Raw genomic sequence first — 13,964 nt, 5'->3', positions numbered from 1 at the left:
TTCAGTGCTCCGCGCTGATTTCCAGGACGGTGGACTGCTGGGGGTACTGCACAGGCGGCCGGAGTCCGGAGACGGCCAGCGCACGCCCGGTCATGACGACGTCGGTCGCGGCCCACTCCAGGGGGGACTGCCCCGGACCCGAGTCGTTCGCGATCACGTGGACCCGGTAGGCACGGTGCGGTTCGAGCCCGGGGAGCCGCACACGTCCCGGCGGATGAGCCGCGGTCGTCGTGACCTGCGTGACCGTGAAGAGCGCGGATGCTGCGTCCTCCGCGACGATCCCGCGGACGTCCATCCCGTCCTCGGTGCCGTCGACATGCACGACGCGCCCGGTGGCGACGAGGCCACGGATCCGCCGCGCGAGCGCCACCCAGCCTGCGATCCTCTCGCGGGCGGCGCCATCCACGGATGTGAGGTCCCACTCGATGCCGAAGTGCCCGAGCAGGGCGACGGCGGCGCTCAGCCCCAATGTGACGGTGCGCTGGGACGAGTGCACCGTCGGACTGGTGAGGTGCGTGCCCATCATCTCCGGCGGCACCACCAGTCCCGTGTAGCGCTGATTGTCGAGACGCTCGAGAGGGTCGAGGCTGTCGCTCGTCCAGATCCGGTCTGTGCGGTCCAGGATGCCCAGGTCCACCCGTGCGCCGCCCGAGGCGCAGCTCTCGATCTCGAGTTCCGGGTGAGCTGCTTTCAGTTCGTCGATGAGCCGGTAGACCGCCAGCGTATGAGCCCGCACGCGCGCCTCGGCCCCCGGTCCACCGCCGGGGTCGACCAGATCGCGGTTGTGATCCCACTTGAGGTACGCGATGGGGTACTCCTTCAGCAGCGCATGCAGATGAGAGGAGATATGGGCATAGGCATCAGGATTCGCGAGGTCGACGACCTGCTGCTGGCGCGCCGAGGGAGGCTGCGTCGTGCGTCCTTGGAGGATCCAGTCCGGGTGTGCCCGAGCAAGGTCGCTGTCGGGATTCGCCATCTCCGGCTCGACCCAGAGGCCGAACTCCATGCCGTGGGCGCGGACGTGGTCGATGAGCGGATGGAGGCCGTCCGGCCAGATGCTCGAGTCGACGCGCCAGTCGCCGAGCCCGGCGCTGTCGTCCCGTCGCCCATGGAACCACCCGTCGTCGAGCACGAAGCGCTCGACACCCACCTCGGCCGCCGCGTCCGCCAGGGCGCGCAAGCGCTCCAAGGAGTGATCGAAGTACACCGCTTCCCACGTGTTCAGCGTGATGGGGCGGGGCCGGCGCGGGTGCTGTGGACGCCCGCGCCACTCGGAGTGGAAGCGATGCGACAGATCGTTCAATCCGTCACCCCACGACCCGATGACCCAGGGGCTTGTCAGCGCCGCCCCCGCCTGCAGCACCGCTTCACCAGGAAGCAGCAGCTCGCCGCCGGCGAGCAGCGCATCGCCGGTGACGGTGCGCTCCGCCAGGACGCGGTGATTGCCGCTCCACGCGACGTGGATGCCGTGCACCCTTCCCGTCTCGAAGCCGAAGCCCGGGCGGCCGGCGGCCAGAAGCACGGTCGCGTCCGCACCAGGCCGACCGCGACGGCTCTCTCGCACGTGGCTCCCGATGGTGAACGCCCGACGCTGCGGTGCGCGCTCCCGCAGGTGGTGTCCGGTCGTGTCGAGCAGTTCCTCGGCATCCCACGGCACGGGGAAGGTGCTCAGCAGCGACTGCAGCGTGTACGGAGTGTCGCCGGTGTTGCGCACCTCCGCTCGCTGGTGGAACAGCCCTGCGGGCCCGAGTCGCAGCTCGAGGCGCACCGTCAGCTGCGCCTCCGGATCGGTCAGTGAGAGCACGGCGGAGTGGTCGTCGGCGTGGACCCCGGCAAGGTCGAATCGCGTGCTGAACGCGCGGCCGTTCCGGTGTCCTTCCAGCGCCGGTGTGCCGAACCAGCCGTCCGATCCGACCGGAAGCACGGACAGAGCCGGGGTCGAGTCCAGGCCGCCGGACACCCGCTGAGCACGGGCGGCGACGGCGAGCCCCGCGAGCGAGGTCGGAGTCTCCTCCGGGAGCTCCTCGCCCCAGTGGACGATGGCCGGAGCCGGGGCTGCCGACAGGTCGACGACGACGCTCGTGCCTCCACGACGGAGGTGAAGAATGCGCACGTCGTGGGACGTGCCGGGATGCGCGGACGGTGCCTTCTCGGCGTCGGTCTCGGCCTCGATGATCGACATGCGGATAGTTCTAGCATGGAATTAATAGGAGCGACAAGGGGGTTGATTTCGTTGAACGGCGCGGAGAATAATGCCGATTCGTGTCATGATGGAACCAACGGGAGGACGATGACGTGCTGACCACCAGCGAACGAGCGCTCGCACGCGCCGTCCTCATCCACGGGCCGATCTCGCGCAGCGCGCTGACGACGCGACTGGGACTTTCGCCGGCCAGTCTCACCCGGCTCGCGAAGCCCTTCCTCGATCGGGGTCTCCTCATCGAGCTGGACGACAGCGCCGACGGCACCGTCGGCCGTCCGGTGCGCCCTCTCGACGTCGCGCCGCAGATCGGAAGATTCGCGGGGGTGAAGATCACCGGCGAGACGGTGCACGCGATCGTCACCGGAGTGCGCGCGGAGGTCCTTGCGGAGGACTCTCAGCCGCTCATCGACACCGACCCGGAGCAGGTGGCCCGACAGGTCGCGCGCATGGTCCGCGCGCTCGCGCCGACCGGACTCTCGGGAACCGGTGTCGGGCTCGGAGGAGCGGTCCGGGATGGCGTCGTGGAGTACGCGCCGTTCCTCGGCTGGCGCGATGTCCCGTTCGGTGCGCTTCTCGAGCGCGAGGTCGGCGGGCCGGTCTCGCTCGAGAACGACCTCATCGCCCTCGCCGAAGCGGAGCGATGGTTCGGCCTCGGCCGGGGCAAGGACGGCTTCGTCGTGATCACCATCGGAGCCGGGGTCGGCTACGCCCTCGTCATCGGAGGCGAGGTCGTCCGCACTCCCGACGCCGGCATCGGCATGGGGGGTCACATCCCGCTCAGCCCCGCCGGGCCGCTGTGCGTCGAGGGCCATCGGGGGTGCTCGCAGGCCATGCTCACCGCCGGATCGATGGCGGCGCAGGTCTCGGGCGCGCTGCAGCGACCGGTCGCTTACGACGAGGTGCTCTCGCTCGCCCGCGAGGGGGCGCCCGCCGCGGTCGCGGTGGTCGACTCCGCCGCCGCTGCGCTCGGGCGGCTCATCGTGCTGGCGGCGAATCTGACCCTCCAGTCCTCGATCGTCTTGGCGGGCGAAGGACTGGGGCTGTTCGCGATCGCCGAGGACCGCATTCGTGAGGTCATCTCCGCCGAGCGGGATCCGCGCGCCGAGGCTGTGCGGCTGTACGTCGACGAGTCAGGCTTCCTGGCGTGGGCCCGCGGTGCCGCCGCCGTGGCGATCCAGGCGGCGATGGACCGGATCCGCCTGACCTGAGTCGGGGTGGACGACACATGAGAACCGGAGGGCTGATGGCCGAGGAATTCCCTGTTGTGATCGCTGATCACGAGGCTCCCGCGTGGTGGACGAGCGCGGTGGTCTACCAGATCTACCCGCGTTCGTTCCAGGACTCCGACGGCGACGGCATCGGCGACCTGCGCGGCGTTCTGCAGCGCATCGATCACCTCGCGGAGCTCGGCGTCGACGTGGTGTGGTTCTCCCCGGTGTACCGCAGCCCGCAGGATGACAACGGCTACGACATCAGCGACTATCGCGATGTGGACCCGATCTTCGGGAGCCTCGCGGATCTCGACGAGGTCGTCCAGGCTCTCCATTCCCGCGGCATCCGAGTGGTGATGGACCTCGTCGTGAACCACACCAGCGACGAGCACACGTGGTTCATGGAGTCGCGTGCTTCGACAGACAGTCCGAAGCGGGACTGGTACTGGTGGCGACCGCCCCGTCCCGGCTTCGCGGCGGGCGAGCCCGGAGCCGAGCCGACCAACTGGGCGTCCTACTTCTCCGGATCGACGTGGGAGCTGGATCCCGGCACCGGCGAGTACTATCTGCATCTGTTCAGCAGGAAGCAGCCCGACCTGAACTGGGAGAATCCGGCGGTCCGCGATGCCGTCTACGAGATGATGCGCTGGTGGCTGGACCGCGGGATCGACGGCTTCCGGATGGATGTCATCAACCTCATCTCCAAGACCATGGCGGACGGCGGCGCTCTTGCTGACGGCGTCGTGAAGGACGGCCTGTACGGCGATGCGTGGCCGCTGACGGCCAACGGTCCGCGCCTGCACGAATACCTGCAGGAGATGCACCGAGAGGTGTTCGAGGGGCGGCGCGAAGCGCTGCTCCTGGTCGGCGAGACCCCGGGCGCCACCGTCGAGGATGGACGTCTGTTCACCGATCCGGCGCGCGGCGAGCTCGACATGGTGTTCACGTTCGAGCACGTCGGGCTGGACCACGGTCCGGGTGGCAGGTTCGATCGACGGCCGCTGGATCTTCGCGAGCTCAAGGCGACCCTGGCCCGCTGGCAGACCGGGCTGAAGGATGCCGGATGGAACGCGCTGTACTGGTGCAACCACGACCAGCCACGCATCGTGTCGCGCTTCGGTGACGACGGTGCGTACCGCCGTGAGTCTGCGACCATGCTGGCCACCGTCCTTCATCTGCACCGCGGGACCCCCTACGTCTATCAGGGGGAGGAGCTCGGGATGACGAACGCGCACTTCGCCGCGCTCGCCGAGTATCGCGACATCGAGTCGCTGCGCTACGCGGCCGAGGCCCGCGCGCACGGTCGCCTGACGGACGACCAGCTGGTCGAGGCGCTCGCGTTCGGCAGCCGCGACAACGCGCGCACTCCGGTGCAGTGGGATGACACCGCCTCGGCGGGCTTCACGACCGGAGAGCCGTGGCTCGCGGTGAACCCCAACCATGTGACCGTCAATGCCGAGGTCGAGTGCCGGGATCCGGCATCCGTCTTCCATCACTACCGGCGGCTGATCGCGCTGCGTCACGAGGATCCGGTGGTGCGGCTCGGCGACTTCTCGCTCGTGGCACCCGAGCATCCCCATGTGTACGCCTTCACCAGGTCCGGAGGCGGGCCGACGCTCTTCGTGGCCGGGAACTTCTCGGGGGAGCCGCAGCGCATCGGTGTCGAAGGCGTCGACCCTGCGACGGCGGGCCGGGTCATCGGCAACTACGACGACGCACCCCGTGTCGAGGAGGCGGAGCTGGTGCTGCGACCGTGGGAGGCCGTGGTGCTGCGCGCGGCACGGTGAGCGCCGAGGCGGTCCGAGGCACGGCCGGGAATAACATTGGCGCCGACACGTTGCACTCGATACATTCAGTTGCATAGATCGACCGCGACGGGGAACCCGCACGGCGAAGGAGCGGAGAAGCATCGTGAGCGAGAGCACCACGTGGACCGGAATGCAGTTCGGCATCTTCACGGTGAGCGACATCACCGAGGACCCGACCACCGGAACCACACCCAGTGAGGCGGAGAAGATCCGCAATGCCGTGACCGTCGCCACGCACGCCGAAGAGGTCGGACTCGACGTCTTCGCGTTGGGGGAGCACCACAATCCGCCGTTCTGGTCGTCGTCACCGACGACGACCCTCGCTTACATCGCCGCGCAGACCGAGCGTCTGATCGTCTCGACGGCGACCACCCTCATCACGACGAACGACCCGGTGCGCATCGCCGAGGACTACGCGATGCTGCAGCACCTGTCGGGCGGACGCGCCGACCTCATGCTCGGCCGCGGCAACACCGGCCCGGTCTACCCGTGGTTCGGCAAGGACATCCGTCAGGGGCTGCCCCTGGCGATCGAGAACTACAACCTGCTGCACCGCCTCTGGCGGGAGGACGTGGTCGACTGGGAAGGGCAGTTCCGCACGCCGCTGCAGGGCTTCACCTCGACGCCGCGCCCGCTCGACGGCGTCGCGCCGTTCGTCTGGCACGGCTCCATCCGTACGCCCGAGATCGCAGAGCAGGCCGCGTACTACGGGGACGGCTTCTTCGCGAACAACATCTTCTGGCCGAAGGAGCACTATCAGCGGCTGATCACGCTGTACCGGCAGCGGTACGCGCACTACGGTCACGGCACGCCCGAGCAGGCGATCGTCGGCCTCGGGGGCCAGGTCTTCATGAGCGCGAACTCGCAGGACGCGGTCCGCGAGTTCCGCCCCTACTTCGACAACGCGCCCGTCTACGGCCACGGACCCTCTCTCGAGGACTTCAGCGAGATGACGCCGCTGACCGTGGGCTCGCCGCAGCAGGTGATCGACCGCTACGCCGCGATGCGCGAGACGTACGGCGACTACCAGCGCCAGCTCTTCCTGATCGACCACGCCGGACTGCCGCTGAAGACGGTGCTCGAGCAGCTCGACATCCTGGGCGGCGAGGTGGTGCCGGTGCTGCGCCGCGAACTGCAGCAGAACCGCTCCGCGGAGGTTCCGGATGCCCCGACCCACGCGAACCGCGTGCAGGCGGCGTACGGCGACCAGGCCCCGCGCCAGGCCGTTCCCGGAGCCAACCGCGGCGACAACCTCGTGGGCGACAGCCCCTACCGCGACGCCGCTCTCGAGACGAGCTCAGCCGCAGGCGCTTCCGCGGGCGCCGCGTTCGGCCTCGGCCGGAAGGGAGCCTGAGATGGACACCACGGGCGCTCGCGCGGCAGCGCGCCGCATCGCGGTCGTCTCGGCGGGGCTGTCGAACCCGTCCTCGACCCGCATGCTCGCCGACCGGCTCGCCTCAGCCGCGGCGAAGCAGCTCGCCACGCGCGACATCCAGGCGGACATCGACGTGTTCGAGCTGCGCGACTACGCGCACGACATCACCAACAACCTGCTCACCGGGTTCGCGCCGCCGGCGCTGGAGTCGATGATCAACACGGTGGTGTCGGCGGATGCCGTGATCGCTGTCACGCCGATCTTCTCCACGAGCTACTCGGGACTGTTCAAGTCGTTCATCGACGTGCTCGACCCGGATGCGCTCACCGGCAAGCCGGTGCTCATCGGCGCGAACGCCGGGACCGCCCGGCACTCGCTTGCGATCGACTACGCCATCAGGCCCCTGTTCGCATACCTTCACGCCGAGCCCGTCTCGACGGGCGTGTTCGCGGCATCGAGCGACTGGGGTGCCGCGGGCGATCAGGTCGCGCCCCTCGGCGAACGCATCGAGCGAGGTGCGCGTGAGCTCGCGGAGGCGATCGCGCGACGGCAGCCCGAAGAGGACCTCGACCCCTTCGACCCGGCGAGCTATCTCGGCGAGGGGCGCTCGTTCGGGCACCTGCTCGGCGGACTCGCGGGCGAGTAGCCCTCCGGGCGGCCCCCGCGAAGGTCCGAGAGGATCCTTCGCGGGGGCCGGATCTTCCGTGAGGAAAGATGGGAGAGGTGCTCAGCCGAGCTGCACGTCCTCCACGGTTCGGAGCGGGCGCCAGTCCCTTCCGCCGCGGGCGCCCGCGGCGGCGAGCACGTCGGCCTCGGCGAGCGGATCGAGGTCGATGCCGGCCAGGGTCTCGATGTCGCCGATCGGCACCTGGAAGGTGCGGAAGCTGCCGAGCCGCGCGACCGCGAGCGCCCCCTCGCTCACGTCGATGAGCTCGGACTGGTCGAGCACGAATCCCGCCGCCTCGAGCCGCCCGCTCGCCGCCGCCCAGACCACGACCTTGAAGAACCGACGCGGGATGCCGATGCCGCGGTACTCAGGATCCCCCGGGTCGAGCACCGGCGCGGTGAAGACGCTGACGCGCTGATCCGTCGCGTCCGCGTACGCGAGCACATGGTCCTCGAGGCCGAGCCACAACTCTTCGGACTGATTGAACGAGCTCGCCTGCGGGGCGGCGTTCGTGTAGAAGAAGGTGGCCTCGGTCGCGCGGCGGGCCTCGTCGACGTCGCCCCAGCCCGGGTCGCGCCGACGGACCAAGTGCCCTCGGTCGAGGTCGTTGCGCGCGTACAGGTCCGGACCCGCCTGCTCTTGGGCGTCGATACGAGGATCGAGCCGCCACTCACCGGTGCGCGGTAGATCGCGCAGCGACCCGCCGTCGATGTTGACGGCCGTGACGGCGGCGAGGCGCCGCACCGGATCCATCAGCACGGTGAAGCGCGGGTAGGCGAGCTCGCGCACGACATCGTCTCCGAGAGGCCGGGGAAGCGGAACGGGAACCGGGAGGAAGTGCGGGTCGTAGCCGCTCGTGTCGTGCGTCACCTTCTCATCCTGCGGGTCCCGGCCGACATGCGCAGTGTCATTCGGCCCGCGTCCCGCGCAGGCGCCGCGCGAGCACCGCGTCGATGGCGAGCCCGACCGCCAGGGCCAGCGCCACGGAGACCACGACCGCGACGACCGGCCCGCCGGGGACGACCGCGGCCACGACGGCGCCGATGAGTGCTTGATACAGCGCCCATGCCAGCGCGGCGAGTCCGGCGATCGTGAGGTAGCGGGGTGCCGCGATCCGCGTCGCTCCGGCGGTCAGGTTGACCGCCAGCCGCGCGAACGGGATGAAGCGCGCGGTGAAGAGCACCAGCGCCGCCCGCCGCTGCAGCCGCGCGTGCGACCACGCGAAGGCCGCGCGCACGCGCCGGGTGCGCATCCAGCGCCAGCGCTCGAGACCTACCGTCCGCCCGATCAGATAGCACGCCGCGTCGCCCATCACAGCCGCCACGGTGGCCACCGCCACCACCGTGACAGGGTTCGGCTGGCCCGTCGACACCGCCAGGGCTCCGAAGGCGGTGACCGCCGCCTCGCCCGGCACGAGCACGAGGAAGGCGTCACCGAGAACGAGAAGGAAGAGCAGCGGCAGCGCCCACGGGCTGTGCGCGACGTGGGTCAGCAGCTCCTCGATCACGGCTCCTTCGTAGTCGTCGCCGGTGAACGGCGACCGAACGGCGCACGTCCGGTGACCTCCGGCGGTGCATCGGGTGAACACTTTCCGGCGGGCGCCCGTTCGCGGCATCCGGCCTCGTCCTTCCGGTCACCCTGGAGTCGTGAGAGTCGCACTGCTCGCCGAATCGTTCCTGCCCCACATGAACGGGGTCACAGGCTCTGTGCTCCACGTCCTGCGTCACCTCGCGGCCGAGGGTCACGAGACACTGGTGATCGCGCCTCGTGCGGGCGAGATCACCGCCGATCTGCACGGCGCGCGCACCGAGCTGCTGCGCTCGGTGCCGCTGCCGTCATATCCCGACGTGCGCGTGGTCTTCGCGCGGGCGGCCCGGCTCTCTGCGATCCTCCGGGAGTTCCGCCCCGACGTCGTGCACCTGGCGTCTCCGTTCGTGCTCGGCTGGCAGGGCCTCGCCGCCGCCGACGCCCTGCGGGTCCCGGCCGTCGCCGTCTATCAGACCGATGTCGCCGCCTATGCCGAGAAGTACGGGATGCCGCAGGCCTCCGCCCTCGTCGGACGCCACGTCGCCCGGCTCCACCGCCGCGCCACGCTCACCCTGGCGCCGTCCAGCGCATCGGAGCGACAGCTCGAGCTGCTCGGCGTCGACCGCCTGCGCCGCTGGGGGCGCGGCGTCGACTCGGAGCGCTTCGCGCCGCACCGGCGCGACGAGCTGTGGCGCGCACGCGTGGCGCCGGGCGAGACGATCGTCGGCTACGTAGGGCGTCTGGCCCCCGAGAAGCAGGTCGAGGATCTCGCGGCGCTCGGCGGCATTCCCGGCACCCGTCTCGTCGTCGTCGGCGATGGCCCGGCGCGTCCCGCACTCGAGCGTTCGCTCCCGGGTGCGCACTTCACCGGTCACCTCGGCGGGACAGACCTCGCTCGCACGCTCGCGAGCTTCGACGTCTTCGTGCACCCGGGTGAGAGCGAGACCTTCGGCCAGACGATCCAGGAGGCCCTCGCCAGCGGCGTGCCGGTGGTCGCGACCGGCACCGGAGGGCCCGTCGATCTCGTCCGCTCCAGCGTGGACGGATGGCTGTATCGGCCGGGAGACCTGCGCGACCTGCGCGCGCGGGTGACCGATCTCGCGGGTGATGACGGCAAGCGTCGCGCGTTCGCGGCGGCGGCGCGCGAATCCGTCCGCGAGCGGACGTGGGATGCGCTGTGCCGGCGCCTGGTCGAGCACTACCAGGAGGCGCGGACGCTGCGTCCCATCGACGACGCGCTGCTGCTGCGGGGCGCGACCCGGCCGGCGGCGCCTGCGGCGCTCGCCGGTGCACCGCGCGGTTGGTCGCGGTACGTCGCGCTCGGCGACTCGCTGACGGAGGGGCTGTGCGACGCCTCACGCATGCCGTCGGGGCAGTACCGCGGCTGGGCCGATCGCCTGGCGCAGCTGCTGGCGCACGCGGGGACGGATCGTCCGCCGTTCCGTTACGCCAACCTCGCCGTCCGCAGCCGGCGGATCCGCCATCTGCTCGATGATCAGCTGCCGCACGCCCTCGCGCTCCGTCCGGACCTGGTGTCGGTCTTCATGGGCGCCAACGACCTCGTCGGCCGCGGTGCGGACCCCCGCCGGCTCGCCGGCGAGCTCGAGACGGCGGTGCGGGCACTGCGCGACGCGGGCGCCGACGTGCTGCTGGTGACGCCCTTCCTCCCGCGACGCCGCGCGGCGATGATCTTCGCGCGCAGATTCGCGGCGTTCGCCTCGGAGCTGCGCCGCGTGTCCGACGCGACCGGTGCGATCCTCCTCGACCTCGAGGCGCTGCCGGCGATCGGCGACCTGGACCTGTGGGCGGAGGACAAGGTCCACCTGCGCTCCCGCGGCCACCGCTACTTGGCGTATCGGGCCGCGGAGGCGCTCGGCGTGCCCGATGCGGAGGCGCTCGGCGAGCTCGACGCCGCGCTCCACGCCGACGACGACCCGACGATGCCGGGGTCCTGGCTCGGGCGCGACGCGCTGCCGTGGGTGTGGCGCCGGCTGCGGGGGCGGACGGCCGGCGATGGCCGTACGGCGAAGCACACCGACTACGTCCTCATCCCGCGGCGCGGCGACGTCCGCGATACCGCTCCGACGACATAGCCCGTCGGGCTCGAGCGGTACCCGGGTCGCTTCAGCCCGGGGTGCCGCAGCGCCGGGCCGCATCACCCGTCCGCGGCGACCAGGCCTTCCGCTCAGGCGGTCGGGTCGATCTCGCCCGCTTCGATCGCCGCATCGCGCTCTCGGTCGTCGAGTTCGTCGACGTCGTCCTCGACAGCCTCCATCGGGTCGAGCGTGGGAGGTGGCGACTCGAACTCGGCTTCGTCGTCGAGCGGCACATCGCGCTCGTCGTCGGGGTTCCGCTCCCGGAAGTCGCTCATGGCGCCTCCTCTTCGTCAGCCGCTCTTGCGCCGGAACTCACGCTTGGTGACCGCGCCGTGCGTGCCGTGGATGGAAGAATCGCCGTCCAGGTGCGCTTCGCCGTCCCGGTGCTGCGCGTTCTTCTTGTCGAGCGCCTCCTTGAACTTGCGCTTCAGATCATCGGATGCCGCGCTCGCCGGCTTGTCGTCGGTGCTCATGTGCCAACCCTAGGCGCGGCATCCGGCGCCCGCCAGCAATGCCGGGAATCGCTGCGCCGCTGATAGGCTGTGTCGGGTTGCCCTCTGGGCAGCTGCTCAACTACACATGAGCTACGGAGCAGGCCGGCAGCTAGCTGGTCCCCTGTGGTGGGTTCCCCGACGCGGATGCGGCGGGTGATCTTCGACTGGTGACCAGCGCTGGCGAATCCGCGGACATGCCGCGCGCCGAGATCTGCCTGTTCCTGCTCCTTCGCACAAGCTCGTGCGCGAAACGCGCGTGCGAGCCTAAACAAAGAAGGAGAGACCTCTTGGAAGGTCCTGAAATCACCGCAGCCGAAGCCGTCCTCGACAACGGACGCTTCGGCACCCGCACCGTCCGGTTCGAGACCGGGCGCCTCGCGCAGCAGGCACAGGGTGCCGTCGCCGCGTACCTCGACGAGGAGACGATGCTCCTCTCGGCCACCAGCGCCGGCAAGCACCCGCGTGAAGGCTTCGACTTCTTCCCGCTCACCGTCGACGTGGAGGAGCGCTCCTACGCCGCCGGCAAGATCCCCGGCTCGTTCTTCCGTCGTGAGGGCCGCCCCTCGACCGAGGCGATCCTCGTCTGCCGTCTCATCGACCGCCCCCTGCGTCCGTCATTCGTCGACGGCCTCCGCAACGAGGTGCAGATCGTCGTGACCGTCCTCTCGATCGCCCCCGGCGAGTTCTACGACGCGCTGGCGATCAACGCCGCCTCGCTGTCGACGCAGATCTCGGGTCTGCCGTTCTCCGGCCCGATCGCGGGCGTGCGCCTGGCGCTCATCCCGGGTCACGGCGACAACGCCGACCAGTGGATCGCGTTCCCGACCGTCACCCAGCTCCAGGAGGCCGTTTTCGACCTCATCGTCGCGGGCCGCGTCATCACCGACGCCGACGGCAACGAGGATGTCGCGATCATGATGGTCGAGGCCGAGGCCACCGAGCACTCGTGGAACCTCATCAAGGGCGGCGCGACCAAGCCGAACGAGCAGGTCGTGGCCGAGGGCCTCGAGGCCTCGAAGCCCTTCATCAAGCAGCTCGTCGCCGCGCAGAACACCGTCGCGAACACCGCTGCCAAGGAGATCAAGGAATTCCCGGTCTTCCTGCCCTACAGCCAGGAGACGTACGACTTCGTCGCCGGCCGGGCGTACGACAAGCTCGTCCCGATCTACCAGATCGCCGACAAGCAGGAGCGCAACAACGCCGACGACGAGCTGAAGGACGCCGTCAGGGCCGAGCTCATCGCCGCCGTCGAGGCCGGCGAGCTGCCGGCCGTCGCGACGCTCGAGTTCTCCGCAGCGTACAAGTCGGTCACCAAGGTGATCGTCCGTGGTCGCATCCTCTCGGAGGGCGTCCGCATGGACGGCCGCGGGCTGGCCGACATCCGTCCGCTGGACGCCGAGGTGCAGGTCATCCCGCGTGTCCACGGCTCGGCCATCTTCCAGCGCGGCGAGACGCAGATCCTCGGGGTCACGACGCTCAACATGCTCAAGATGGAGCAGCAGATCGACTCGCTGTCGCCGGTCACGAGCAAGCGCTACATGCACCACTACAACTTCCCGCCGTACTCGACCGGTGAGACCGGTCGCGTGGGCAGCCCCAAGCGTCGCGAGATCGGGCACGGCTTCCTGGCCGAGCGCGCGCTCGTGCCGGTGCTGCCCAGCCGCGAGGAGTTCCCCTACGCGATCCGTCAGGTCTCCGAGGCACTCGGCTCCAACGGCTCGACGTCGATGGGCTCGGTGTGTGCGTCGACCCTGTCGCTGCTGAACGCCGGTGTGCCGCTGCGCGCCCCGGTCGCCGGCATCGCGATGGGTCTGGTGTCCGACCAGGTCGACGGTCAGACGCGCTACGCCGCGCTGACCGACATCCTCGGCGCCGAGGACGCCCTCGGCGACATGGACTTCAAGGTCGCCGGCACGAGCGAGTTCGTCACCGCGATCCAGCTCGACACCAAGCTCGACGGCATCCCGTCGTCGGTGCTGACCGCCGCGCTGCAGCAGGCCCACGAGGCGCGCCTGACGATCCTGGGCGTGCTCAACGCCGCGATCGACAGCCCCGACGAGATGGCGCCCACGGCTCCGCGCGTGATCAGCGTGCAGATCCCGGTCGACAAGATCGGCGAGCTCATCGGCCCCAAGGGCAAGACGATCAACGCGATCCAGGACGAGACCGGCGCGCAGATCTCCATCGAGGAGGACGGCACCGTCTACATCGGCGCGACCGACGGCCCGTCGGCCGAGGCCGCCCGTGCCCAGGTCAACGCGATCGCCAACCCCACCAACCCGGAGGTCGGCGAGCAGTTCCTCGGCACCGTGGTGAAGATCGCGACCTTCGGCGCGTTCATCTCGCTGCTCCCGGGCAAGGACGGACTGCTCCACGTGAGCGAGGTCCGCAAGCTCGCCGGCGGCAAGCGCGTCGAGAACGTCGAGGACGTGCTCTCGGTCGGGCAGAAGCTGCTCGTGAAGATCACCAAGATCGACGACCGGGGCAAGCTCTCGCTCGAGCCGGTCGTGGAAGAGACCGCCGACGAGGAGGGCCGCGGCGCGGCCAGCCCCGCCGCGGAGGTCCCGGCCGAAGCCTGAGACA

Annotated in this window: 11 protein-coding genes; 6 read left to right on the top strand and 5 right to left on the bottom strand. The window is 70.1% G+C overall.

Annotation, left to right across the window (positions count from 1 at the left end; all coding sequences use genetic code 11):
• Position 1 precedes the first annotated feature (1 nt).
• Positions 2-2,182 (bottom strand): alpha-galactosidase, encoded by a 2,181-nt coding sequence (locus tag WYM_RS09485; RefSeq protein ID WP_019180597.1) that lies wholly within the window; start codon positions 2,180-2,182, stop codon positions 2-4.
• A gap of 113 nt (positions 2,183-2,295) precedes the next feature.
• Between WYM_RS09485 and WYM_RS09480 the strand changes: the two genes are divergently transcribed.
• The 4 genes from WYM_RS09480 to WYM_RS09465 all read left to right on the top strand — a co-directional run bounded on the left by WYM_RS09480 (position 2,296) and on the right by WYM_RS09465 (position 7,243).
• Complete coding sequence (locus WYM_RS09480; protein ID WP_019180596.1) at positions 2,296-3,411, top strand: ROK family transcriptional regulator; 1,116 nt, start codon at positions 2,296-2,298, stop codon at positions 3,409-3,411.
• A 35-nt stretch (positions 3,412-3,446) separates the two neighbouring features.
• Complete coding sequence (locus tag WYM_RS09475) at positions 3,447-5,201, top strand: alpha-glucosidase (protein WP_051008108.1); 1,755 nt, start codon at positions 3,447-3,449, stop codon at positions 5,199-5,201.
• A gap of 151 nt (positions 5,202-5,352) precedes the next feature.
• The gene (locus WYM_RS09470; protein WP_157525054.1) at positions 5,353-6,576 is read left to right on the top strand and encodes an LLM class flavin-dependent oxidoreductase; all 1,224 of its coding nucleotides are present in this window, start codon (positions 5,353-5,355) and stop codon (positions 6,574-6,576) included.
• Position 6,577: 1 nt separating this feature from the next.
• On the top strand, positions 6,578-7,243 hold the full coding sequence (locus WYM_RS09465) for an FMN reductase (protein ID WP_019180593.1): 666 nt from the start codon (positions 6,578-6,580) through the stop codon (positions 7,241-7,243).
• Between the two features lie 81 nt (positions 7,244-7,324).
• On the opposite strand, the gene WYM_RS09460 is transcribed toward WYM_RS09465, so the two are convergent.
• Positions 7,325-8,134 carry a DNA/RNA non-specific endonuclease gene (locus WYM_RS09460; RefSeq protein WP_019180592.1) on the bottom strand — a complete coding sequence of 270 codons (810 nt, stop codon included), beginning with the start codon at positions 8,132-8,134 and terminating at the stop codon, positions 7,325-7,327.
• Positions 8,135-8,171: 37 nt separating this feature from the next.
• Complete coding sequence (locus tag WYM_RS09455) at positions 8,172-8,771, bottom strand: DedA family protein (protein ID WP_026059700.1); 600 nt, start codon at positions 8,769-8,771, stop codon at positions 8,172-8,174.
• A gap of 139 nt (positions 8,772-8,910) precedes the next feature.
• Between WYM_RS09455 and WYM_RS09450 the strand changes: the two genes are divergently transcribed.
• Positions 8,911-10,884, top strand: a complete 1,974-nt coding sequence (locus WYM_RS09450) for a glycosyltransferase (protein ID WP_019180590.1) — start codon at positions 8,911-8,913, stop codon at positions 10,882-10,884.
• A 92-nt stretch (positions 10,885-10,976) separates the two neighbouring features.
• Here the strand turns inward: WYM_RS09450 and WYM_RS09445 are convergent, their stop codons facing one another.
• Entirely contained in the window at positions 10,977-11,162 is a 186-nt protein-coding gene (locus tag WYM_RS09445; RefSeq protein WP_019180589.1) for a hypothetical protein, read from the bottom strand.
• A 15-nt stretch (positions 11,163-11,177) separates the two neighbouring features.
• A complete protein-coding gene (locus WYM_RS09440) occupies positions 11,178-11,360 on the bottom strand; it encodes a DUF5302 domain-containing protein (protein WP_019180588.1) in 183 nt (60 codons plus the stop codon).
• Positions 11,361-11,668: 308 nt separating this feature from the next.
• Between WYM_RS09440 and WYM_RS09435 the strand changes: the two genes are divergently transcribed.
• Positions 11,669-13,960 (top strand): polyribonucleotide nucleotidyltransferase, encoded by a 2,292-nt coding sequence (locus tag WYM_RS09435; RefSeq protein WP_019180587.1) that lies wholly within the window; start codon positions 11,669-11,671, stop codon positions 13,958-13,960.
• Positions 13,961-13,964: the final 4 nt, after the last annotated feature.

Source organism: Microbacterium yannicii PS01, assembly GCF_000304335.1.
Taxonomy (GTDB): domain Bacteria; phylum Actinomycetota; class Actinomycetes; order Actinomycetales; family Microbacteriaceae; genus Microbacterium; species Microbacterium yannicii_A.
The sequence above is the reverse complement of the archived record's forward strand: the minus strand, read 5'-3'. Positions and strand labels throughout refer to the sequence as shown.

Coding starts and splice junctions, on each gene's coding strand:
- WYM_RS09485 (WP_019180597.1), bottom strand. CDS start 2,182: ATGTCGATCATCGAGGCCGAGACCGACGCCGAGAAGGCACCGTCCGCG.
- WYM_RS09475 (WP_051008108.1), top strand. CDS start 3,447: ATGGCCGAGGAATTCCCTGTTGTGATCGCTGATCACGAGGCTCCCGCG.
- WYM_RS09470 (WP_157525054.1), top strand. CDS start 5,353: ATGCAGTTCGGCATCTTCACGGTGAGCGACATCACCGAGGACCCGACC.
- WYM_RS09465 (WP_019180593.1), top strand. CDS start 6,578: ATGGACACCACGGGCGCTCGCGCGGCAGCGCGCCGCATCGCGGTCGTC.
- WYM_RS09445 (WP_019180589.1), bottom strand. CDS start 11,162: ATGAGCGACTTCCGGGAGCGGAACCCCGACGACGAGCGCGATGTGCCG.
- WYM_RS09440 (WP_019180588.1), bottom strand. CDS start 11,360: ATGAGCACCGACGACAAGCCGGCGAGCGCGGCATCCGATGATCTGAAG.